This window comes from Micromonospora sp. URMC 106 (assembly GCF_051386395.1).
Taxonomy (GTDB): domain Bacteria; phylum Actinomycetota; class Actinomycetes; order Mycobacteriales; family Micromonosporaceae; genus Micromonospora.
This window is the reverse complement of record NZ_JBPQTP010000086.1, coordinates 1-21,412: the sequence shown is the minus strand read 5'-3', so window position 1 is coordinate 21,412 and position 21,412 is coordinate 1. Positions and strand designations below refer to the sequence as shown.

Here is a 21,412-nt window from a genome sequence, read left to right as displayed (position 1 = left end):
CCCGGCCAGGCCGGGCAGCTCTCGACCATGACCCGGAGCGGAGAGATGCGGACGATCGCACCCCACGGTTCGTACCCCCACCTCGCGACACGGCCCCGCCCATGATCGTCGGCATCATCGGGCGCGGTCGAATGGGATCGGCGCTGGCCAGGGCGCTTGCGGCGCACGGGCGGCCGGTGTTGATCGCCGGTCGCGGCGAGCCGGCGCGGCCGCCCGACCCCTTCGCCCCGTACCCCGGCATCCGGCCCGTCCCGACCGGCGCCGTCGTCGCCGGGGCTGACCTGGTCGTGCTGATGCTGCCGTTCGCCGCCGCCGTCGAGCTGGCCCTGGCGGGGCGGCTGGACGACGGGCGGGGACGCACGGTCATCGATGCGACGAACCCGCCGACGGCCGGTGCCGCCCCGCCCGCTCCCGCCGGATCCGGCGGCCGGTTGCTAGCGGAACTGTTACCACAGTGGCGCGTCGTCAAGGCGCTCAACACCGTCCCGGCCGGCATGCTGGACGAGCCCGTCCTCGACGGACGCCCGGTCACCGTGCCCCTGGCCGGCGACCACCCGGCGGCGAAGGCGGAGGTGAGCGCGTTGGTGCGGCGGCTCGGGTTCGCCCCGGTGGACGTCGGCGGCATCGACCGCGCGCCGGCGCTGGAGTCGCTGGCCGACCTGCTGATGGCGATCAGCAGCCGGCACGCCCTCCGGGGACGGATCGGCTTCCAGGTCGCCCTCGCGGAGCCGGGGGCCGCGATGGACGGCGGGCCACCCGGGCGGACCCCCGTGGACAGCGGGCTGTCGGGGCCGGCGCACGTCGAGGCGGCCCGGCGCGTGTCGACCGCCGGCGGCGAGCGTCAGCGCCGGCCGCCGCCCGCCGCGGAGAGCATCCGTTCGCCGGCCGGTCGGCCGCCCAGGCCGAGCAGGTAGAGGCAGCGGGGGAGCGCCGCCGGCGGGCCGGTGACGGAGACCGCCCCGCTGACCACGGCCTCGACCGGCTCGATCGCGCCGCTGCCGAGGTCGAAGAAGGTCCGCGCGTCGGTGGCGACCCGCAGCGTGGCGTCCGCGCCGGCCGTCCCCTGCACCGTGCGGGCCTGGCCGTCGGTGACGCGGACGTGGAACACCTCGCCCTCGATGTCGAACTCGTAGATCTCGTCGGCGAGGGCCCGGGCCGGGTCGACCATCGACTCGATGGCCAGGACGGCCCAGGAGGCACGGGTGACCGAGGCGCCCGTGCGGGCGGGCTGCTCGGCGAGGAGCGTCAGCCCGAACCGGGCCAGCACCAGGACCGGCTCCCGCAGCTTCTCGCCGAGCTCGGTGAGCGCGTAGCCCGCGGTGCGCCGCTCGGCGTCCAGCGGTTGGATGATGCCGGCCTCGGTGAGGAAGGCCAGCCGGTCGGCCAGCAGGTTGGTGCCGATGCCCGGCAGGGCGTCCAGCAGGTCGCGGTAGCGGCGCGGACGGACCAGCAGCTCACGGATGATGAGCAGCGTCCACCGCTCACCCACCACGTCCAGTGCGAAGGCCAGACCGCATTGCTGGCCGTACGTCCGACGGTCCCGTTGCTCTTTCACGGCGCTCCTTATGCCGCAGCGCGGACCCAGCCACGCCTCTTTACTTAGACATAGTACATGACCGCCTCTTCCAGATTGCCCTCCTGCCCGCAGAAATCGCGGCCCTGCCGATACGTGGCGCTTTGTCCATCCGGGACCTGCCTAGAATCTGCCCGGTGACGACCGCCGTACCGGCCGGGCGGGGCCTCGCCGACGTGCGGTCCCGCCTGCCCAAGGTCGAGTCGCGCGTGCACCTCGAACGACCGGTGCGCCCCGGCGCCCTGCTGCGGGATGGCCCGCCGGCACGGCCTGGGCCTCGGCCGGCTCCACGAGGCGGCGGCGGTCCGGCTCTTCCGTTTCCGCGACTTCCGGCACTTCACAGATCTGTACGAACACTGCTGCCCGACCCGGCCGGCCCGGAGCTGGTCACCGAGGAGCCGGCGAGGCGCACCGGCAGAGCGTCCGCCATCTGGAGGTGACGCTCAGCCCCGGCACGCAGTGGCGCGGCGCGGACATCCGTCCGACGAGCAGCTCCGCGCCGTGACGAGAGGCGCCGGGCGGGCGGGTGTGACCGCCGCCCGCCCCCGCCCGAGCCGGCTCGGTCAGCCCGGGAGCGGCGACAGGCGGGACCGGAGCGCGGCGATGTGCGCCGGCGTGGTGCCGCAGCAACCGCCGACGATGCCCAGCCCGACCGGGCGCCAGGCGTCCCAGAGGTCGGCGAAGCCGGCGGGCGTCAGGCGCGGCGGGAGATAGCGGTCCACCGGGGTGGCCGGCGGCACGCCGCTGCGGTCCTCCACGTTCGGGTACGCGCCGAGCAGGCCCGGCCCCGCCTCCCGGAGCCGCCGCAACGCCCGGTCGGTCCCGGCGGGGTCGGTGCAGTTGACCAGCACCGCCGCCGCGCCGGCTGCCCGTACCGCGTCGGCCGCCGCCGCGACGTCCTCGCCGGAGAGCAGGCGGGCGTCGCCCGCGCAGACGAAGCTCACCCAGGCCGGCAGGCCGTGCTCGCGTACCGCCCGGGTGGCGGTGACCGCCTCCCGGATCGTGTTCATGGTCTCGACCAGCGCCAGGTCGACGCCGGCTCGGGCGAGCTGCTCGGCCAGCCAGCCGTGCTCCCGCCGCAGCGCCGCCGCGTCGGGCACCAGGTCCGGCCGGTAGCAGTCCTCGACCGGGGCCACGGAGGCGGCGACGAGCACCCGGCGGCCGGCCACCGCCGGGTCGGCGGCCCGCCGGGCCAGCGCCACGGCCGTGCGGACCAGGCCGGCGGCGGTGGCGTCGTCCGTCCCGGCCCGGCGCGCCGCCCGCGGCGTGGTGCGGAACGTGTCGGCGGTGAGCACGTCCGCTCCCGCCGCGACGTACCGGGCGTGGATCCGGGAGATCAGGCGCCGGCCGTCGGCGTCCAGCAGGCAGCGCGCCGTCCACCACGGGGCGGTCACGGACCGGCCGTGCCGTTGCAGCTCGGTGCCGAGCCCGCCGTCGAGGACCAGCGGTCCCGCCGCCCCCGCTCCGTCCATCGGCGCCTCCCCGTCCCCGCCGGCGCGTGCGCCGCGGTCGACCGCCCGATCGTGGCACGGCCTGTTCGGGCGGCACGACACCCGTGCGCCGCCGGGGGACAACTCCGCAAGCTGCGAGACACCCGGCCGGCGGTCACGCCGGCGCCGAGCCGGCAGGAGGACCGGGCCGGCGCGGACGCCCGACGACCGCGGGGTCAGACGCCGGGAGCCGCGATCGCCGCGACGCCGCCGAGCAGCGCCCGCACGTCGTCGCGGGTGGTGTAGCGAGCCACCCCCGCCCGCAGGGACTCGGGCACGTCGGGCGAGACGGCCCGCAGCGCTGCCTCCGCGCCGAAGGTGCCGTGCCCGACGGCGATCCCCTCCTCGGCGAGGATCGCCGCCACGTCGGCGGCGGAGCGGCCGACGACCTGGAAGGAGACGATCGGTATCGGGGACCTGCCGTCCGGGCGGCCGAGGACGCGCACCCCGTCGATCATCCGCAGGCCGCGGGCCAGCAGGTTGGCGAGCCGCTCGCCGTGCCGGAACACGGCGGGACGATCCCAGTTCAACAGCACCTCGGCCGCCACTCCCGCGGCGAGCACCACCTCGATCCCCGGCCCGTGCTCGGCGCCCGGCCGGTCGGCGGTCCGGACGACCGCCGACCCGAGCCGCCCGTCGCGGTTCCACAGCACCCCGCACCGGGGGCCGTACCACTTGTCAGCGGACGTGACGAAGGCGTCGCAGCCCCACGCGGCGACGTCCACGAACCGGTGTGCCGGCGCCTGCACCCCGTCGACGAAGATCCGGGCACCGGTGGACCGCGCGGCCGCGCAGATCGCCGGGATGTCCGGCGCGCTGCCGAGGACGTTGGAGCCGGCGGTGACCGCGATCCACCGGGTGCGGGGGCTGAGCTGCTCGGTGACCGCGTCGACGGTCAGCTCGCCGCTCGGCGACAGATCGGCGACCCGGACGACGGCGCCCTGTCGCACGGCGGACTCGCGCCACGGGTCCACGTTCGCGGCGTGGTCGAGAGCCGTGCACATCACCTCGTCGCCGGGGCGGAGGGCGGGCGCCACGGACCGGACGAACCCCTCGGTCAGGCTCGTCATGTCGGCGCCGAACGACACGACGCCGCCCCGGGCCCCGATCAGCGCCCGGAACCGGCCGGCCGCCCAGTCGAGCACCGTGCGGGAGCGCGGGTGGGCGACGTCGGCGCTGGACTCCCCGGCACGGGCGGGATAGCGGGTCAGCACGTCGCGGACCGCGTGGTGCACCAGCGTGCCGGCGGGGGCGTCGAAGCGCGCGACGCCCGGCCGCAGGTCGGGGAACTGCTCCGTGACGGGCCGCGTGACCAGGGCGGTCAGGGGGAGCGCACCCAGCTCGCCGAAGGTCATCTCAACGGGCTGGGTCAGATCGCCGCGGCGGTCGTACGAACGCGCGCGGAGGTGCCGGTCGGCAGCGGGGAACCAGGCAGAGCACGGTCCCGACAGGGCACCGGCACGGTGTCTCCTCGATGGGCGCATGTGGACATCGCGTTCGTCGCAGCTGCGTGCTATCCCAGAGTGGTTACTGACGGGCCGCGGGCGCGGCTCCTCTCAGTTCGGGAAAAATATCACATCCGACGTCGTACGGGGTAGCCCATGACGACAGTGGTGTAATTCGCCCGAGGGTGGCGATCCGGGGCCCGCCGTGTCGCGCGTACCCGGTGCGAGACCGTCCGGCTACGGCATGAGCCCGGGGCCGCCCGATTCGACGTCGGTCGCCGCCGGGCCGGCGTCCGCGTCGGCGGCTGAGGGGTCGCCCCACCACCGCCAGAAGTCCGCGCCGGCCGCCGGCGCCCGCCCGGCGGGTAATCGACGCCGCGACCCCGCCCCGCCGTCCGGGTCGGCTCCGGTCCACCAGGACAGGTGCCGGGCGTCGACCTCGGGCACCTCGGCGGTCCCGCCGGTTCCGGCGGCCCGCCCGTCGTCCGGCGGGAACCCGCCGTGACAGGCGACGGACACCATCGCGGACCTCCCGTCCGGTGTCGATCGAGGACAGTCAGGCTAACCCGCGGCCCGTTCCGGCCGGTCTCCCAGCTTGCGCAACACCGGACGTCGTTTGAGCGGCTCCCACCAGGTGCGGTTCGCGCGGTACCAGGCGACCGTCTCGCCGAGCCCGTCGACGAGGTCCCTGCGCGGCGCGTACCCGAGTTCGCATCTGATCTTGCTCCAGTCGACCGCGTAGCGCCGGTCGTGGCCCTTGCGGTCCTCGACGTACCGGATCCGGTCGGGGCCGGCGCCGCAGGCCGCCAGCAGGCGCTCGGCCATCTCCCGGTTGGTCAGCTGGGTGCCGCCGCCGATGTTGTAGACCTCCCCGGCCCGCCCCCGCGTCCGCACCAGCTCCAGCGCCCGGACGTGGTCGTCGACGTGCAGCCAGTCGCGCACGTGCAGCCCGTCGCCGTAGAGCGGGACGTCGCCGCCGTCCAGCAGGTTCGTGATCGCCAGCGGCACCAGTTTCTCCGGGTGCTGGTGCGGGCCGTAGTTGTTGGCGCACCGCGTCACCCGCACGTCCAGCCCGTGGGTCCGGACGAAGGCCAGGGCGAGCAGGTCGCTGGCGGCCTTCGCGGCGGCGTACGGCGAGCTGGGCAGGACCGGGTCCGTCTCCGGCCACGTGCCGTGCTCGATGGAGCCGTAGACCTCGTCGGTGGAGACGTGCACGAAGACCGCGCGGTCGCCGTGCCGGCGTCGGACCGCCTCGAGCAGCGTGTAGGTGCCGAGCGTGTTGGTGCGGACGAAGGCGCCGCCGTCGGCGATGGACCGGTCGACGTGGGACTCGGCGGCGAAGTGCACGACCTGGTCGTGCTCCGCCACCAGCCGGTCCACCAGGTGGCCGTCGCAGATGTCGCCGCGGACGAAACGGTAGGCGGGGTGGCCGGCGACCGGGCGGAGATTGGCGAGGTTGCCCGCGTAGGTCAGCTTGTCCAGCACCGTGACCCGGACGCCGCCCGGCCCGGCGGGCCGCAGCAGGGTCCGGACGTAGTGCGAGCCGATGAAGCCGGCGCCGCCGGTGACGAGGATCCTCGTCGCGTTCATGCCGACCTCCGTCGCGTGCGGTCTGCGCTGCTGGCGGCGGCTGTGGCCGCACCCCGCTCCTCGGCCACGGCCGCCTCGATCATCCGCCGCCACGGCGGCAGCGGGCCGAGGCCGGCGCGCGCCCACCCGTCGTGCCCGAGGACGGAGACCCGTGGCCGTCGGGCCGGCCGGGCGGCGAGTGCGCGGCTGTCCGTCGGGCGGACGCGGCCCGGGTCGAGACCGTGCAGCGCGAAGACCGCCCGGGCGAAGCCGTACCAGGTGGTCCGGCCGGCCGCGGTGCCGTGGTAGATCCCCGCCGGGGCCCGCCCCGCGGCGGCCAGCCCGGCCAGCGTGACCAGCCGACCGGCGAGGGCGCGCGCCCAGGTGGGCTGGCCGTGCTGGTCGTCGACGACGTCGACGAACTCCGTCTCGGCGGCCCGGCGCAGCACGGCCCGGACGAAGTTGGGGCCGTGGCGGCCGTACAGCCAGCCGGTGCGGACGACGTAGCCCCGGCCGGGTAGCAGGCCGCGCACGGCCCGCTCGCCGGCGAGCTTGCTGCGACCGTACGCGTTCAGCGGTGCCGGCGCGGCGTCCTCCGGCCAGGGCACCCCGGTCTCGCCCGAGAAGACGTAGTCGCTGGACAGGTGGATCAGGAACGCCCCGTGGCGCGCGCACGCCCGGGCCAGGTTGGCGGGGCCGGCGCCGTTCACCGCCGTGGCGCCGGCCTCGTCCGACTCGGCCCCGTCGACATCGGTCCAGGCGGCGGCGTTGATGACGACGTCGTGGCCGGGCACCGCGTGCCCGACGGCGGCGGCGTCGGTGATGTCCAGAGCGGCCCGGTCGAGGGTGGTGTGCCGGCCGCCGGCGCCGGCGAGGACCTCGCACAACTCGCGGCCCAGCAGCCCGCCCGCGCCGGTCACGAGCAGTCGTGGCGTCGGTACGCTCATCGCCGCCTCCGGTGCGTCATCGCCCCCGCCGTCGCGGCCTCGTCGTCCACAATGGACGGAGCATGGTCCGGCGTGGCCGGTGGACGCCGCGTCGGTTTTCCGATTCGCTGGCCCGACGGCCGACCGTGGTCGGCCGCCGGGTTCCGCGACGGGTGAGGAGGACAGCGGTGGACATCCGGGCGTTGACGATCGAGGGTTCGTGGCTGGTCACCCCGGAGCAGCACCACGACGACCGGGGCATGTTCCTGGAGTGGTACCAGGCGGGCCGCTTCACCGAGGCGGTCGGACGGCCGTTCACCGTGGCGCAGTCCAACGTCTCCGTCTCGGGGCGGGGGGTGATCCGCGGCATCCACCTGGTGGACGTGCCACCCGGCCAGGACAAGTACATCACCTGCGTCTCCGGTGCCGTGCTCGACGTCGTGGTGGACCTGCGGGTGGGCTCGCCGACCTTCGGCCGGTGGGAGGCGGTGCGGCTGGACGACGTCGACCGTCGGGCCGTCCACCTCGACGCCGGGCTCGGCCACGCGTTCTGCGCGCTGACCGAACCGGCCACCGTCGTGTACCTGTGCTCGTCGCCGTACGATCCGGCGGCCGAACGCACCGTCAACCCCCTCGACCCGGAGCTCGGCATCGCCTGGCCGACCGGGCCGAGGCGGCTGTCGACCCGCGACGCCACCGCCCAGACCGTGGCGCAGGCGCTGGCCGCCGGGGTGCTGCCGGCCTACGTGCCGCGCGGGTAGCGGGGCGCCGCGCCGCCCGGGCGTCGCCCGCCGGACGGGGGCGCCGCGCCGGCGACCGGTCCCGGTCGAGGTCGGGCCGGCGCGCAGGCGCCGACAGCGGTGCCGCCGGCTCCGGCCGGCGGCACCGTGGTCCGGGTGGCGGCGTGAACGCGGCGACCGGCCGCCACCGCGGGCCCGGCGCCGGCCGGCCCGCGCGGCATCGCTCACCTGCTGTTGTACGGCATGGTCGGGAACCATCCGTAGTCGAACATCGCCGGTAGCCGGACGTCCCAGTAGACGACCATGAAGACACCCAGCGCGATCAGCATCCCGCCGGTCAGCGCGGCGGTCCGTGGCGGGCTCGCCGCCAGCCAGCGCACGAACCGGCCGCGCGTGAGCACCACGATCAGCGCGAACAGCGCCGTGACGACGGCGATGTTGCCGAGGGACTGGAGGACGAAGGCGCCGGCCCCGTAGAGCGGGTTGCCGGTCTCCACCGCCCAGTGGAAGAGCTTGTTGAACAGCGGGTACGGCCGGCCGATCAGGAAGCCGCCGACGAGGGCGCCGAGCACCACCACCCGGGCCGCCGGTCGGTTCGCGAACGGGTCCCGCAGCACCCCGAGCGCCGCCAGGCCCAGGTAGACGAAGGCCAGCCCGATCACCCCGAAGACGACCATGGACTGGACCAGGCGTACCGGGAGGCCGCCGACGGTCGCGGTGGACAACTGGGGCAGCCCCTCGCCGACCAGCACGCCGACGAAGCCGTAGACCGCCGCGACGGCGACCATGCCGGCCGTGAGCCAGGCCACCGGCCGCACCAGGCTGCGCAGCCCGGTCTTCGTCGCCGAGCCCGCTCCGGCCTGGCTCATCGGGCCGATGGACGCCGCCATGGCGATGTTGCAGGCGGTGAACGTGCCGGCCAGCCCGGACACGAAGGCGAAGACGAGACCGGCCAGGGTGCCGCCGATCGCGGTCGCCTTGGCGTCGTGGCCGAGCAGCGCGTTGGCCACCGAGTCGCCGATGACGTGGTCGACGAGTTCGTACGACCACAGCACCGACAGCAGCACACCGGCGGCCGTGGCGAGCAGCACGATCCGTCCCCGTCCGGCCGGCGTCGCCCGCGGGGCGACGGCTGCGGCTCCTTGCTCAGTGACAGTCATGACTGGATTTTGGTGACCGGCCGCAGGCCGGTGTTCTCGCAGGTTGCCCGATGCCCGCGGGCCTCCGGGCGGGGCGGCCGGTGGCGTCCGGCGTCGCGGCGTCCGGAGCCCCCCGGGCGGGCCGGGCCCGGCCTGTCGTCGGTCGGCCGATGGTCCGCGTCACTTCACCGATAATTTCTTGCAGACACTGCAAGATCGCTTGTAGCGTTCGCGCGTGCCCACCGCCGGAACCGAGCCCGTACCCGGACGGCGCGACCGCAGGAAGCGCCGCACCCGGGCCGCGCTGACCGAGGCGGCGCTCCGCCTGGTGGCCGAGCGCGGTCTGGCCCAGGTGACGGTCGAGGAGATCAGCGAGGCGGCCGAGGTCTCCCCGCGTACCTTCTTCAACTACTTCGCCTGCAAGGACGACGCGCTGGTCGGCGACCACACGGGCGACGCGGCGCGGCTGGTGGCGCGCCTGGCGGCCGTGCCGCCGGAGGTGCCGGTGCTGACCGCGCTGCGGACCGCGCTCGACGAGCTGATCGACGAGGTGCGCACCGAGCGCGAGCTGTGGCGCCTGCGGCTGGAGGTGGTGACGCGCAACCCCGCGCTGCTGCCCCGTCTGGTCGCCGGCAACGCCGAAGCCGAGCGGGCCGTCGTCGAGGTCGTCGCGGCGCGGGTCGGGGTGGACCCCGGCCACGGCTACCCGGCGCTGGTCGCCGCCGTCGCCGGCGCGGCCTGGCGCACGGCGATGACCCGCTGGGCCACCCAACCCGACGGACCGGAACTGGCCGACCTCACCGACGAGGCGTTCGCCGCGCTCGCCGCGGGCCTGCCGCAACCCGGCCCGTCCTGACCCTGCAAGCCTCCTCCCGGGGAACGGTCCCCGGAAGGCCCGTGAACCCGCACCCGTGAGGAAGCGTCAATGACCGCCACCGTGCCCGCCAAGACCCCCGAGGTCGGCGCCGGCCGCATGTCCCGCCGAGAGGTGCTCCAGGCGCTCTCCGGCCTGATGGTCGGCATGTTCGTGTCGATCCTCGCCTCCACGGTCGTGGCGAACGCGCTGCCGCGCATCATCGCCGACCTGAACGGCACCCAGACGGTCTACACCTGGATCGTCACCACCGAGCTGCTGGCCATGACGGCGACCGTGCCGCTGTGGGGCAAGATGGCCGACCTCTACAGCAAGAAGCTGCTGATCCAGCTCTCCCTCGGCCTCTTCGTGGTCGGCTCGCTGATCGCCGGGCTCACCCCGAACGTCGAGGTGCTGCTGGTCAGCCGGGCCGTGCAGGGGATCGGCGCGGGCGGCATGACCGCCCTGGCCACCATCGTGATGGCGGCCATGATCCCGCCCCGCGAGCTGGGCCGCTACGCCGGCATCTTCGGCGCCGTGTTCGGCGTCGGCACCATCGCCGGCCCGCTGATCGGCGGCGTGCTGGTGGACACCTCCTGGCTCGGCTGGCGCTGGTGCTTCCTGATCGGCGTCCCGTTCACCCTGCTCTCCATCGTCCTGCTCCAGCGCACCCTGCACCTGCCGGTGACCCGCCGCAAGGTGAAGATCGACTGGCTCGGCGCACTGCTCATCACCTCCGGGGTCTCCACCGTGCTGGTCTGGTCGTCGCTGGCCGGCAACAAGTTCGCCTGGGCGTCCGGATGGACGGCGCTGATGGTCGGTGGCGGTCTCGTCCTGCTGGCGCTGGCCGTCTGGGTGGAGTCCCGCGCGGAGGAGCCGATCGTGCCGCTGGAGATCTTCCGCAACCGGACGGTCTCGCTGACCACCGTCGCCAGCATCCTGGTCGGCGTGGCGATGTTCGGCGGCACCGTGTTCCTGTCCCAGTACTTCCAGCTCTCGCTGGGCAAGTCGCCGACGGTGGCGGGGCTGATGAGCCTGCCGATGATCCTCGGCCTGCTGGTCTCGTCGACGGTGGCCGGCCAGATGATCACCAAGTACGGCCGCTGGAAGCGTTACCTGGTGGCCGGCGCCGTCGTGATGGTCGCCGGCATGCTGCTGCTGGCCACCATCGACACCGGGACCAGCATCGTGCTGCTCAGCGTCTACATGGCGGTGCTCGGCATCGGCGTCGGCATGCTCATGCAGAACCTCGTGCTCGCGGCGCAGAACGACGTGCCGGCGCACGAGCTGGGCGCGGCCACCTCCGTGCTGACCTTCTTCCGCAGCATGGGCGGCACGATCGGCGTCAGCGCGCTCGGCGCGGTGCTGGCGAACCGGGTCGCCACACTGAGCGCGGAGAAGCTCGGTCCGTTGGGCGGCGGTGCCACGGGCGGGGAGGGCTCCACCGAGGTGCCCGACCTGTCCGCCCTTCCCGAGCCGGTGCTGAAGATCGTCCAGGACGTGTACGGGACCGCCACCGGCGAGCTGTTCCTGGTGGCCACCCCCTTCGCGGTGCTCGCCCTGGTGGTGGTGCTGTTCATCCGGGAGAAGCCGCTGCACACCCTCAGCGGCGACGAGCGGCGCGCCCAGGAGGCCGCTGCCGCCGCACCCGGCGCCCACTGAGTCTTGCGGCCCGAAGGGGCGGCCCGGCATCGGGCCGCGCCGCCCCTTCGCTCGCGCCCGGTGGACCGAACGATCGGTGCGGGCGTGTCGCTCAGGGGCGGCGCAGACGCGGCGGGGCGAGCGGCACCGGCGCGGTACCGGCCACCGGCACGGTGCCGGCCACCGGCGGGGACACAGTCGCCGGTCGGGGGACAGTCGCCGGCCGGGCGCCGGCAGCCGGCAGGCGTGGCGCCGGCCAGGCCGCCGGGATGCGTTCCAGCACCCCGCCGGCGAACACGTCCCGCAGCCCGAGCGGCTTCAGGTGCACGTACCCGATGTGGCAGTCACAGACCGCGTTGCCGCACGGGCGGGGGCGCAGGGCCGACCGCCACGAGCCGTCGTAGAGGTTGCCGATCGGTTCGGCGATGAAGTGGCAGCGGCGCACGGTGCCGTCCCCGAGCACCGAGACGGCCGTCTCGCCCGCGTGGCAGGGCCGGTCGAGCGACACGTGCGGGCGGACGCTGTAGCCGAAGAGCGGGTCCAGCTCCGTCCAGGTCGCCTCCTCGGCGGCGTCGTAGCGCCGGCCCTCGGCGGCGTTCACCCACAGGTAGACCTCGGCCGGCAGGGCGGCGCGCAGCGCCCGCGCCTCGTCCAGGTGCTCCGGCAGGCCGACCACCCCCACCGAGTAGCGGATGCCCAGCTCCGACAGCCGGGCGCAGCGGCGCAGGAAGCGGTCCCGGTCGACCTGGCCGGGGTGGTAGGTCGTCCACAGGGCGGCGGCGCGGGGGTCGGCGTCGGCCAGCCAGTCCACCCGGGCGGCGAGGTTGGTCTGGATGACGACCCGGTCGACGTGCGGCAGGTGCGACAGCGACACCATCGCCTCCCGGTACCAGCGGCGGGTCAGCCCCTCGCCCCACGGGGTGAACAGCACCGAGAGCCGCACGTCGGTGGTGCCCGCCACCCAGCCGGCGAACCGGTCCAGGGCCGCCCGGTCGGCGCGCAGCAGCTCCGGCGGATCGTGCCGCTTGGCGAACGGGCAGTACGGGCAGTCGTAGTTGCAGCTCGCCAGTGGCCCCCGGTAGAGGATCGCCAGATTCACCGCGGCACGTACCCGGTCATGGCGTCGCGGACGCGGGCCGAGGTCAGCCACGGGCCGACCGCGTCGGAGCGGGCCAGCCCGGCCGGGGTCAGCCGCAGGCCGCCGTCGGTGGCCCAGCCCCGCTCGACCAGCCGGCCCAGCTCCGGGAAGTCGTCGGCGGGCGGGCGGCCGAACCGGGCCCGGTACGCCGCCGCGTTGACGCCGTCGGCGCGCAGCAGCGACTTGAGCAGCCACCGGCGGCGCTGCTCGGCGCCGTCGAGGGTGAACCCGAACTCGGCGTGCCGGAAGTCGTCGGCGGGGCGGGCCAGATAGTCGTCGAGCACCGCCCGCACCTCGCTCACGCCGACCGCGTAGTCGAACGAGTAGTGCAGGCTCGTGGTGTAGGAGCGGGCGCCGCAGCCCAGCCCGACCATGCCGTCGTCCTGGCAGCAGTAGTCCGGCCCGTCCGGGGCCGGCACGTCGGCCCGGCGGAACTGCCGCATCGACTCCTGCCGGTAGCCGGCCGCGCCCAGCGTCGCCACCGCCTGCCGGTAGAGCTCCAGCCGCTGGGCGTCCCAGTCGGCGCGGCCGTGCGCCCGCCGCCCGAGCCCGGTCAGCGGCCGCACGTACAGCGGGTAGAGGTACAGCTCCTCCGGCCGCCACGCCAGGGCCGCGTCGAGGCTCTGCCGCCAGGTGTCGGCGGTCTGCCCGTCGATGCCGTAGATCAGGTCGATGTTGAGCACCGGGATCCGGGCCTCGCGGATCGCCGCCAGGGCGGCCTCCACCTCGGCGCGGCGCTGCGGCCGGCCGGCGGCGCGGGCCTCGGCGTCGAGGAAGCTCTGCACGCCGATGCTCACCCGGGTGGCGCCGTGCGCGGCGAGCACCGCGAGCCGCTCCGGCGTCGCGGTGGCGGGCGAGGTCTCCACCGACAGCGGTACGCCGGGCAGCCGGGCCCCCATCGCGGTGGCGATGTCGAACAGCTCGGTCAGCTCGTCGGCCGTCAGGTAGGTGGGGGTGCCGCCGCCGAACGCCGCGCGGGCGTACCCGGCGTCGGCGCCGAGCGCGTCGGCGACCCGTTCGGCCTGCCGGCGCAGCTGCCGCAGGTAGCCGGTGACCTGCTCGGCGGGCGCGTTGGCGCGGGTGAACAGGTTGCAGAACCCGCAGCGCATCTCGCAGAACGGCACGTGGACGTAGAGGAAGAGGGCGTCGCGCGCCTCGGCCCGCCACACGTCCGCCAGGGCGGGGCGCGGCCGCAGCGGGCGGTAGGAGGTCTTGTGCGGGTACGCGTACAGGTACTGCTGGTACGGCGAGCCGTCGAGGCCCGTGTCGGTGCTGGTCACCATTCTCCCGGGTGCAGGGTGAAGTGGGCGTACGGGACGGTCCACACCACGTCGTGGCCGATGCGGTGGCCGGTGTGGCCGTCCTCGCCGTAGGCGGTGCCGTGGTCGGCGCAGACGATCGCGAACACCGGCCGCCCTCGCCCGGTGAGCAGGGCGAACAGCCGGTCGATGCGGCCGTCGACGTACTCCAGGGCGGCGGCGTGGCTGGCCAGGTCGTCGGCCTGCGCGCCGGGCAGGTGGTGCCGGTTGGGCTGGTGCAGGGCCGCGACGTTGAGGAACGTGAACAGCGGCTGCCGCGCCGGCACCCGCGGCAGCACCTCGGCGAGCCGGTCGAGCTGCGCGTCCAGGCAGGTGGGGGAGGTCACCCCGAACTCCGGCTCCCAGTGCGCCTCGGCGAACAGGCCGGGCAGCACCGCGCCGAGCGGGCTGCGCCGGTTGAAGAACCCGACGCCGCCGAGGCAGAGCGTGTGGTAGCCGACGTCGGCGAGGGCGGTCGGCAGGTCCGGGGCGTCGAAGACCCAGGTGTCTCTGCCCGCGGTCTCGCTGCCGGGGAACGCCGCCGCGTACAGCCGCTCGTGCCGGCCCGGCGTGACCGGGGTCGGCAGGAAGCCGGCGAAGAACGCGTGGTGCGCGGCGTAGGTGAAGCTGGCGGGGGAGTGCCGCCGCTCCCACCGGCCACCGGGCAACGCCCGGGCCAGGTGCGGCGTGCGCCCCCGCTCCGCCAGGTCGGCGGCGACGTCGTAGCGGAGCGTGTCGAGGGTGAGCAGGAGCAGGTCGTGGCTGCCGATCAGGCTCCGCACGGCAGCACCTCCCGCCCCGCCGCGGCACCGCGCGCCGGCTCCCGTCCCGTCGCGCCGCCGCGCGAGGGCTCCGGACCGCCCGCCGCCCGCCAGCGCTCCCATCGGCCGTCGGTCAGGGCGCGCACCTGCTCGGCGTAGGTGTCCCGGCCGCCGGCCAGCACCCCGGGCAGCAGGTCGCCGAACGCGTTGACCTCGGCCACCGCGTGGCGCCGCCAGCCGACCAGGAACATCAGATCTATCCCCACCTGGAGCGTGCGGGGGAAGCACGCGGCGACCCGCTCGCAGGTCCCCATCGCCGCCGCCCACGCCGCCGGCCCGGCGGCGGCCCGCAGCGCGGCGAGGTCGCCGCGCGCGTTGCCCAGGTGCAGGTTGGTCAGCGGCCCCCGGGCGGCGCGCACCACGGCGTGGGTGGGCCGCCCGGCGACCGCCACCACCCGCAGGTCGACCACCCGGTCGCCGAGCCCCGCCTTGGGCAGCCACCGCTCCACGTGCAGACCCTCGGGCGCGATCCGGTCGACGAGCGCGGCGACCTCGGCCTCGTCCGCGCAGCGGCGCGGCCGCAGCGAGTTGAACAGCCCGTCGGGGGCCACCTCGATCGTGGTGACCGCCTGCACCCGGCGCCCGGCGACGGCCAGCGCGATCACCCCGGCGGCGGACGAGCCGTGCGCGGGCTTGACGAACACCCGGCCCCATCCGCGCGTCGCCATGGCCGCCCGGAGCTGCGCCCAGCCGTGCACCGGGGGCAGCGCGGCCGGCACCGGCACCCCGGCGGCGGACAGCCGCGCGTGGCAGCGCCGCTTGTCGCACATCACCGCGACGTCATCCGGGTCGTTGAGCAGCTCCGCGCCACCGGCGGCGACCCGGCCCAGGCCCGCCACCAGACCGGCGTACGCGTCGGCCAGACCGACCAGCTCGCCGGGTCGCGCCGGTACGGCGGCCCGGCGCAGCAGCCGGTCCACCTCCGGGTCCTCGCCGGGCGAGTCGACCCGCACCAGCGCGCCCGGCGCCGGCGGGGCCGCCCCGGTCAGCACGTCGACCCAGGGCAGCACCGCGGGCGGGGGCAGGCCGGCGGCCAGCACCGCCCGGGTGAACAGGCCGACCCGACGGTTGTCGGGGTTGCCGACGACGGTCAGCCGCATGTCACTCCGACACCGCCGTGTAGCGGTAGTACTCGCCGTCGTCCTCGTCCGGCTCGCGCGGGTCGGACAGGTCGACGCGGACGCCCGGCAGCGCGGCGACCGCCGCCTCGGCCATCTCCACCGACAGGTAGTGGTGGTGCAGGTCCAGCTCCGCCAGGTGGCCCAGCGGCTGCCCGGCCAGCAGGGCCGCCGCGCCCCGGTCGCCGAGCGTGCCCAGCGACAGGTCCAGCCGCTCCAGCCGACGGACCACCGGCGCCGCCGACAGCGCCTCGGCGAGATCGTCGGCGATCTCCGCGTTGCGCAGCCCGAGCCGGCGCAGCGCGGGGAACCGCTCCCCGGCCAGCAGCGGGGCCAGCTCGGCCACGTCGGCGTCGCCGCCGTAGTCGGGGGTGCCGAGCCACAGCTCCAGGTCGGTCAGCGCGGGCAGGTCGGAGTCGAGCACCGCGGCGACGAACGCCCGGGACAGCCCGCCGCTCTCCACCACCAGCTCCCGCAGCCGCGCGTGCCGCACCGGCGAGAACCCGAAGTCCTCGCCGCCGCGCACCCGCAGCACCTCCAGCGCCGGGTACGCCTCCAGCAGCGGGCTGACGTCGCCCACCTTCATCCAGGAGACCTCGCACTCCTCGCTGGTGATGTCACCGAGGAACAGGGCACGCAGGGCGGGCAGCCGGGGCGCCGCCGCGCAGAGCTGCGCGATCGGGGCGGGGTGGAACGCGGCGTAGCCCCAGGAACCGACGACCAGGGACTCCACGGACGGCCCGGCCTGTGCGACGAACTGGTCGAACGCCTCCCGGAACTCCTCGGAGAGGCCCTCGTCGTCGGTGCCGTCGTAGTGCCAGACGTCGAACCGCCAGGAGACCGGAGCGTCCACGCTGGGCAGCGGGCCCTCGGCGGGGACGTCCACCACGGGCCGGCCGGCGAAGTCGCGCGCGTGCGAGACGAAGGTCACCGCCGTTCACTCTCCGACCGCGGTGAAGCGGTACACCTTGCCGTTGTACTCGTCGGGGGCCTGCCGGTCGGACAGGTCGACCTCGACGCCCGGCAGCGCGGCGACCACCGCCGCGGCCGTCTCCTCGCTGAGGAAGTGGTGGTGCAGGTCCAGCCGTGCCAGGTGGGTCAGCGGCTGCCCGGCCAGCAGCGCCGCCGCGCCCTCGTCGGTGAGCGTGCCCATCGACAGGTCGAGGACCTCCAGCCGGGGGACGACCGGCGCGGTCGCGACCGCCCTCGCCACGGCGTCGGCGATCTCGGCGTTGCACGGCGCCAGGTGCCGCAGCGCGGGCAGGCCGGCGCCGGCCAGCACGCCGGCCAGGTCGTCGACGGTCGCGTCGCCGCCGTAGTCGGACCTGCCGAGCCACAGGTCCAGCCGGCGCAGGGCCGGCAGCTCGCACGCGCCGACGGCCCGCACCACCCCGGCGGGCAGCCCGCCGGACTCGAACCGCAGCTCGCGCAGCCCGGCGTGCCGGACCGGATCGAGCCGCAGGTCCTGCGCACCGCGCACCCACAGCACCTCCAGCGACGGGTACGCCGCGAGCAGCGGGGTGATGTCGCCGTGCCGGAGCCAGGAGATCTCGCACTGTTCGAAGGTCAGGTCGGCGAGGAAGAGCGCCCGCAGCCCGGTCCACTCCCCGGCCGCCGCCACCAGCGCCTCCACCGGCAGTGGTCGCTCGTACGCCTCGCCCCACTCGCCGATCACCAGGGCGCGCACCGCGTCGGCCGGCACCTGCTCGCGCAGCGCCCGCACGAGGCCGTCGAACTCCTCGGGCTCGGCGTCGAAGTCCTCGACCTCCAGCCGCCAGGCCACCGCCGAGGGGTCGTCGGGAAGGGGCATGCCCGGTGTGAACGGCAACACCGGCAGCCCGGCGAACGACGACACGTGCGAACTGATCACGCCTACCTCCGGTCGACTGGTGCAGCGGCGGCGAGACCGTAACAGGTGCGCCCGACAAGATGATCAGCGACGGTTGCCGGCCCACCGCGGGCCGGTCCACGGTGGACCGCTCGGCCGGTCCGGTCCGCCGTGGACCGGACCGGCCGACCGCCCGTCGCCGGTATGGCCCGCAGCCGGGTCAGGACGCCGGGCGGTCGAGACGCCCCGTACGGCGGGAACCGGCTCCGAACACCAGGACGGCCAGCCCGGTCAGCACCAGGCCACCGCCGACCGTCGTCGCGGCGCTCGGGCCGGCCGCGTCGACGACCCTGCCGCCGAACAGCGCCCCGCCGGCGATCGCCAGGTTGAACGCGGCCACGAAGAGCGCGGTCACCGGCTCCCCGGCCCCCGGTGCCGCCCGCAGCAGCCAGTTCTGGCAGGTGACGGAGACGCCGCCGTAGGCAACTCCCCAGGCCAGCATGGCCGTCACGGCGCCGGGCAGCCCCGCCGCCACGAGCGGCGGCACCGCGAGCACGACCGTGCCGAGTGCCGCCGCGACGGCCACCAGCGTGCGGTGCGGGGTGCGGGCGGCGAACGCGCCACCGACGAAGGTGCCGGCCACCCCGGCCAGGCCGTACGTGAGCAACAGCGCGCCGACGAGTCCCGCCTCGACGCCGCCGAGCCGCTCCAGCACCGGCCGGACGTACGTGTAGGCGGCGAAGTGCCCGACGACCACGGCCGCGACGGCGATCAGCCCGGTGCGCACCAGCCGGTCACCGAGCAGTTCGCGCATCGCCCGCAGGCGTGCCGGTTCCCGGACCGGCATCGGCGGCAGCGTGGCGGCCAGCAGACCCGTCACCGCCAGCGACAGCCCGCCCGCGGCCAGGAACGCGGCCCGCCAGCCGACGAGTTCGCCGAGCAGCGCCCCGGACGGTACGCCCAGCACCGACGCGACGGCGACGCCGCTGAAGATGATCGACGTGGCGGTGCCGACCGAGCGGGCCGGCACCAGGCGGACGGCGAGCCCGCCGGCCACCGACCAGATGCCGCCGATGCACACGCCCACCAGGAGGCGGAGCGCCACCAGGGGCACGATGTCGGTGACCATGGCCGAGGCGACGTTGGCGGCGGCGAGCGCCGCGCCGAGCGCGACCAGCAACCGCCGGCGGTCCAGTGCACCGGCCACCAGCGGCACCAGTGGCGCCACGGCCGCCGCGACCAGGCCGGGTACCGTCATGGTCAGTCCGACGGTACCGGCGCTGCTGCCCAGGCTGGCGCTGATCGCCGTGAGCAGCCCGACCGGCAGCATCTCGGTGGTCACCACGGCGAACACGGCGCCGGCCACCGCGCCGACCCCGGTCCACCGGGCCGCGGTGGCCGACGCCACATCGTTGATCTTGGTCATGCTGTCCAGCCTGGTCCGGCTGGCCGCACGGAACAACGACGAAGTGTTCGTCGGACGATGAGCGTGGCTCATCGATCGGGCGCGCGCGGGTCCCGGCACGACGGGGGAGGGGAACGGCATGACCGGCGGACCGGAGCTACGCGAGCTGGAGTGCTTCCTGGTGCTCGCCGAGGAGCTGCACTTCGGACGCACCGGTGAGCGGCTGCGGGTCTCGCAGAGCCGGGTCAGTCAGCTCCTCGCCGTCCTGGAACGGCGGGTCGGCGGCCGGCTCGTCGACCGCACCAGTCGCCGGGTCGCCCTCACCCCGCTGGGCGAGCAGCTGCTCGCCGGGGTGCGGCCCGCGTACGCGGCCCTGCGGCAGGCGGTGGCGGAGACCCGGGAGGCGGCCCGGGGCGTCCGCGACGTGCTGCGCCTCGGGTTCCAGGGGCACGTGGACGCGGGCATCGCCGCCGCCGTCAACGCGTACCAGGCGCCGGGCCGGCGGGTGGACCTGACCGAGCTGCCGCTGAGTGACCCGTTCGGCGCGCTGCACCGCGCCGAGGTGGACGCGGCGATCGTGTTGCTGCCGGTGCGGGAACCGGGCCTGGTGCTGCGGCGGGTCTTCTCGCGGCAGCAGCAGACCGTCGCCGTCTCCGTGCGGCACCCGTTCGCCGCGCGCCCCGCCGTGGACGCCGAGCAGCTGGTGCAGCTGCCGTTGGTCGGTCCGGCCGCGCCCGCGCCGGAGTACTGGCGGACGGCACAGGCGCCCGTCGTCACGCCCGACGGCCGGCCGATCCCGCCCGGGCCGGCGGTGAGCACCCTCCAGGAGGGCATCGCCCTCGTCGCGGCGGGCCGGGGCGGGATGCTGGTGTGCCGGCGCACCGCCGGGTTCCAGGTCCGCCCGGACGTCGCCTTCGTGCCGGTCACCGGGTTGCCGGAGTCGGCGCTCGGTCTGGTCGTCCGGTCGCCGGGTCCGGACGCGCGGGACTTCGCCGCCGCGTTGCCCGCCACGTGAGCATGGCCGCCCGGAGCCGCCGGGCGGGCGCCGGAAGACGGGTACGGCGTCAGGTCCGGCTGTGGCCCCCCGCCCCGGAACCGGCCGGTCAGGTCGGGTCGCCCCCGGCCGGCTCGATGTCGACGGTGTTGGCCCAGGTGTGCTCGAAGAGGTCGGCGAGGGTGGCCACGACGCCCGCGTTGCGGATCACGAGCGCGCCGCCGCGGCGCCCGTCGCCCGGTGTGCTGGCGACGAAGGCGATCCGCCGGTCCACCAGCACCATCCGCTGCACCGGGTGCTCGGTGACCCGGTGCCGGTCCCCGGCGCGGTGCAGCCGGGCGGAGTAGCGCACCTGGTCCGGCCGGGACAGGCAGCGCTGGTGCACGATCGTGCGCCACACGGTGCCGCCGCGACCCAGCCGGCGCAGGAAGCGGGGCAGGTCCTCGGGGTGCGCCCGCCGGTCGGGGTGCACCGCGAGCACCTCCCGCGCGTCGCGGGCCACGGACCAGAGCCGCTCGGCCACCAGCGCGGGGTCGTCGATGCGTTCCACCTCGGCACCGTACGGGCCGGCGGCGTGCGGGACGCCCGCCTGCGACGGCGGCGTCGCGGCGTCTCCCTGGCGGATCCGGCCGTGCAGGCGGCGCAGCTCCGCACCGGGTCGCGCCCCGAGCTCCCGTGCCAGCCGCTGTTCCAGCGCCCGGTAGGCGGCCAGCGCCTCGGCGGACCGGCCGGCGCCGTGCAGCGCCCGCATCAGCAGGCCGTGCACCGACTCCCGGTACGGGTGCGCGGTGGTCAGCGCGACCAGTTCGCTGACCACCTCGCGGTGCCGGCCGGCCTCGAGGTCGAGGGTGACCCGTCGCTGGAGCGCGGTCAGCCGCTCCTCCACGAGTACCGGCGCGAGGACCCGGGCCAGCGGGGCGTCGCCCAGGCCCGCGAGCGGTGCGGTGCCGCGCCACTGTGCCAGCGCCCGGCGCAGCAGCCCCCGGGCGTCCTCGCCGGTGGCCGCGTCGGCCGCCCGCACCAGCGCGCGGAAGCGGTGCACGTCCACCCGGTCCGGCGCGACGTCGAGCCGGTAACCCGGTGGCCGCCCGTGCAGGTCGAGGGTGGGCAGCGCGTGGCGCAGCCGCGAGACGTACACCTGGACGGCCTTGCGGGCGGCGGCCGGCGGGCGCTCGCCCCAGACGGCGTCGATCAGGTCGTCGACCGGCACCACCCGACCGGGCTCCATCAGCAGCGCGGCCAGGACCGTGCGCTGCTGCGGCGCCCCCAGCGGGATGTCGGTCGTGCCGCTGGTCGCGGTGACGGGCCCGAGCAGGCGCAGGTCGATGGCGTTACGTGGCACGCGGCCTCCCCGAAGACGTCCGCAATCTAGCCGACGTCCACGGTGGACGGCGCGGCGGTCCGGGGGGGGGGGGGGGGGGGGGGGGGGGGGGG

The 21,412-nt window shown here is 75.8% G+C and carries 20 protein-coding genes; 5 read left to right on the top strand and 15 right to left on the bottom strand.

What is annotated here, in order from left to right; genetic code table 11:
* Positions 1 to 101: 101 nt before the first annotated feature.
* On the top strand, positions 102 to 914 hold the full coding sequence (locus ACSNOB_RS23355) for an NADPH-dependent F420 reductase (protein ID WP_436688584.1): 813 nt from the start codon (positions 102 to 104) through the stop codon (positions 912 to 914).
* On the opposite strand, the gene ACSNOB_RS23350 is transcribed toward ACSNOB_RS23355, so the two are convergent.
* The 6 genes from ACSNOB_RS23350 to rfbD all read right to left on the bottom strand — a co-directional run bounded on the left by ACSNOB_RS23350 (position 842) and on the right by rfbD (position 7,024).
* Complete coding sequence (locus tag ACSNOB_RS23350) at positions 842 to 1,555, bottom strand: winged helix-turn-helix transcriptional regulator (RefSeq protein WP_436688583.1); 714 nt, start codon at positions 1,553 to 1,555, stop codon at positions 842 to 844. The genes ACSNOB_RS23355 and ACSNOB_RS23350 overlap by 73 nt on opposite strands.
* Before the next feature lie 581 nt (positions 1,556 to 2,136).
* The gene (locus ACSNOB_RS23345) at positions 2,137 to 3,045 is read right to left on the bottom strand and encodes a homocysteine S-methyltransferase family protein (RefSeq protein WP_436688582.1); all 909 of its coding nucleotides are present in this window, start codon (positions 3,043 to 3,045) and stop codon (positions 2,137 to 2,139) included.
* Between the two features lie 194 nt (positions 3,046 to 3,239).
* A complete protein-coding gene (locus ACSNOB_RS23340) occupies positions 3,240 to 4,418 on the bottom strand; it encodes an aminotransferase class V-fold PLP-dependent enzyme (protein WP_436688581.1) in 1,179 nt (392 codons plus the stop codon).
* 327 nt (positions 4,419 to 4,745) lie between these two features.
* Positions 4,746 to 5,030: a hypothetical protein gene (locus tag ACSNOB_RS23335; protein WP_436688580.1), complete on the bottom strand. Its 285-nt coding sequence runs from the start codon at positions 5,028 to 5,030 to the stop codon at positions 4,746 to 4,748.
* Between the two features lie 39 nt (positions 5,031 to 5,069).
* Positions 5,070 to 6,098: a dTDP-glucose 4,6-dehydratase gene (rfbB, locus tag ACSNOB_RS23330; RefSeq protein WP_436688579.1), complete on the bottom strand. Its 1,029-nt coding sequence runs from the start codon at positions 6,096 to 6,098 to the stop codon at positions 5,070 to 5,072.
* Positions 6,095 to 7,024 (bottom strand): dTDP-4-dehydrorhamnose reductase, encoded by a 930-nt coding sequence (gene rfbD, locus ACSNOB_RS23325; protein ID WP_436688578.1) that lies wholly within the window; start codon positions 7,022 to 7,024, stop codon positions 6,095 to 6,097. The genes rfbB and rfbD overlap by 4 nt, the downstream gene beginning before the upstream one ends.
* A 167-nt stretch (positions 7,025 to 7,191) precedes the next feature.
* Between rfbD and ACSNOB_RS23320 the strand changes: the two genes are divergently transcribed.
* Positions 7,192 to 7,764, top strand: a complete 573-nt coding sequence (locus tag ACSNOB_RS23320) for a dTDP-4-dehydrorhamnose 3,5-epimerase family protein (RefSeq protein ID WP_436688577.1) — start codon at positions 7,192 to 7,194, stop codon at positions 7,762 to 7,764.
* Positions 7,765 to 7,967: 203 nt separating this feature from the next.
* Here ACSNOB_RS23320 and ACSNOB_RS23315 read toward each other — a convergent pair whose 3' ends face one another.
* The gene (locus ACSNOB_RS23315) at positions 7,968 to 8,903 is read right to left on the bottom strand and encodes a hypothetical protein (RefSeq protein ID WP_436688576.1); all 936 of its coding nucleotides are present in this window, start codon (positions 8,901 to 8,903) and stop codon (positions 7,968 to 7,970) included.
* Between the two features lie 214 nt (positions 8,904 to 9,117).
* On the opposite strand from ACSNOB_RS23315, the gene ACSNOB_RS23310 reads away from it, so the two are divergent.
* Together ACSNOB_RS23310 and ACSNOB_RS23305 are read left to right on the top strand one after the other, a co-directional pair.
* Positions 9,118 to 9,738, top strand: a complete 621-nt coding sequence (locus ACSNOB_RS23310) for a TetR family transcriptional regulator (RefSeq protein ID WP_436688575.1) — start codon at positions 9,118 to 9,120, stop codon at positions 9,736 to 9,738.
* 69 nt (positions 9,739 to 9,807) lie between these two features.
* Positions 9,808 to 11,397 (top strand): MDR family MFS transporter, encoded by a 1,590-nt coding sequence (locus tag ACSNOB_RS23305; RefSeq protein ID WP_436688574.1) that lies wholly within the window; start codon positions 9,808 to 9,810, stop codon positions 11,395 to 11,397.
* Positions 11,398 to 11,488: 91 nt separating this feature from the next.
* Here the strand turns inward: ACSNOB_RS23305 and ACSNOB_RS23300 are convergent, their stop codons facing one another.
* The 7 genes from ACSNOB_RS23300 to ACSNOB_RS23270 form a co-directional block, all read right to left on the bottom strand.
* The gene (locus ACSNOB_RS23300; RefSeq protein WP_436688573.1) at positions 11,489 to 12,475 is read right to left on the bottom strand and encodes an STM4011 family radical SAM protein; all 987 of its coding nucleotides are present in this window, start codon (positions 12,473 to 12,475) and stop codon (positions 11,489 to 11,491) included.
* Positions 12,472 to 13,794 carry an STM4012 family radical SAM protein gene (locus ACSNOB_RS23295; RefSeq protein WP_436688572.1) on the bottom strand — a complete coding sequence of 441 codons (1,323 nt, stop codon included), beginning with the start codon at positions 13,792 to 13,794 and terminating at the stop codon, positions 12,472 to 12,474. The genes ACSNOB_RS23300 and ACSNOB_RS23295 overlap by 4 nt, the downstream gene beginning before the upstream one ends.
* A complete protein-coding gene (locus ACSNOB_RS23290) occupies positions 13,791 to 14,594 on the bottom strand; it encodes an STM4013/SEN3800 family hydrolase (RefSeq protein ID WP_436688571.1) in 804 nt (267 codons plus the stop codon). The genes ACSNOB_RS23295 and ACSNOB_RS23290 overlap by 4 nt, the downstream gene beginning before the upstream one ends.
* Positions 14,582 to 15,733 carry an STM4014 family protein gene (locus ACSNOB_RS23285; protein WP_436688570.1) on the bottom strand — a complete coding sequence of 384 codons (1,152 nt, stop codon included), beginning with the start codon at positions 15,731 to 15,733 and terminating at the stop codon, positions 14,582 to 14,584. Before ACSNOB_RS23285 ends, ACSNOB_RS23290 begins: the two co-directional genes overlap by 13 nt.
* Position 15,734: 1 nt before the next feature.
* Positions 15,735 to 16,682, bottom strand: coding sequence for an STM4015 family protein (locus tag ACSNOB_RS23280; protein ID WP_436688569.1), 948 nt, complete (start codon positions 16,680 to 16,682; stop codon positions 15,735 to 15,737).
* A 6-nt stretch (positions 16,683 to 16,688) separates the two neighbouring features.
* Positions 16,689 to 17,621 carry an STM4015 family protein gene (locus tag ACSNOB_RS23275; protein ID WP_436688568.1) on the bottom strand — a complete coding sequence of 311 codons (933 nt, stop codon included), beginning with the start codon at positions 17,619 to 17,621 and terminating at the stop codon, positions 16,689 to 16,691.
* A 178-nt stretch (positions 17,622 to 17,799) separates the two neighbouring features.
* Complete coding sequence (locus ACSNOB_RS23270; RefSeq protein WP_436688567.1) at positions 17,800 to 19,005, bottom strand: MFS transporter; 1,206 nt, start codon at positions 19,003 to 19,005, stop codon at positions 17,800 to 17,802.
* A gap of 118 nt (positions 19,006 to 19,123) precedes the next feature.
* On the opposite strand from ACSNOB_RS23270, the gene ACSNOB_RS23265 reads away from it, so the two are divergent.
* Positions 19,124 to 19,999, top strand: coding sequence for a LysR family transcriptional regulator (locus ACSNOB_RS23265; protein ID WP_436688566.1), 876 nt, complete (start codon positions 19,124 to 19,126; stop codon positions 19,997 to 19,999).
* Between the two features lie 88 nt (positions 20,000 to 20,087).
* On the opposite strand, the gene ACSNOB_RS23260 is transcribed toward ACSNOB_RS23265, so the two are convergent.
* Positions 20,088 to 21,320: a BTAD domain-containing putative transcriptional regulator gene (locus ACSNOB_RS23260; RefSeq protein ID WP_436688565.1), complete on the bottom strand. Its 1,233-nt coding sequence runs from the start codon at positions 21,318 to 21,320 to the stop codon at positions 20,088 to 20,090.
* Positions 21,321 to 21,412: the final 92 nt, after the last annotated feature.

Bases quoted from the DNA above. Each gene is read 5' to 3' on its own strand.
- ACSNOB_RS23345 (WP_436688582.1), bottom strand. From the start codon at position 3,045: ATGGACGGAGCGGGGGCGGCGGGACCGCTGGTCCTCGACGGCGGGCTC.
- ACSNOB_RS23265 (WP_436688566.1), top strand. From the start codon at position 19,124: ATGACCGGCGGACCGGAGCTACGCGAGCTGGAGTGCTTCCTGGTGCTC.
- ACSNOB_RS23355 (WP_436688584.1), top strand. From the start codon at position 102: ATGATCGTCGGCATCATCGGGCGCGGTCGAATGGGATCGGCGCTGGCC.
- ACSNOB_RS23285 (WP_436688570.1), bottom strand. From the start codon at position 15,733: ATGCGGCTGACCGTCGTCGGCAACCCCGACAACCGTCGGGTCGGCCTG.
- ACSNOB_RS23270 (WP_436688567.1), bottom strand. From the start codon at position 19,005: ATGACCAAGATCAACGATGTGGCGTCGGCCACCGCGGCCCGGTGGACC.
- ACSNOB_RS23315 (WP_436688576.1), bottom strand. From the start codon at position 8,903: ATGACTGTCACTGAGCAAGGAGCCGCAGCCGTCGCCCCGCGGGCGACG.
- rfbB (WP_436688579.1), bottom strand. From the start codon at position 6,098: ATGAACGCGACGAGGATCCTCGTCACCGGCGGCGCCGGCTTCATCGGC.
- ACSNOB_RS23335 (WP_436688580.1), bottom strand. From the start codon at position 5,030: ATGGTGTCCGTCGCCTGTCACGGCGGGTTCCCGCCGGACGACGGGCGG.
- ACSNOB_RS23305 (WP_436688574.1), top strand. From the start codon at position 9,808: ATGACCGCCACCGTGCCCGCCAAGACCCCCGAGGTCGGCGCCGGCCGC.
- rfbD (WP_436688578.1), bottom strand. From the start codon at position 7,024: ATGAGCGTACCGACGCCACGACTGCTCGTGACCGGCGCGGGCGGGCTG.
- ACSNOB_RS23340 (WP_436688581.1), bottom strand. From the start codon at position 4,418: ATGACCTTCGGCGAGCTGGGTGCGCTCCCCCTGACCGCCCTGGTCACG.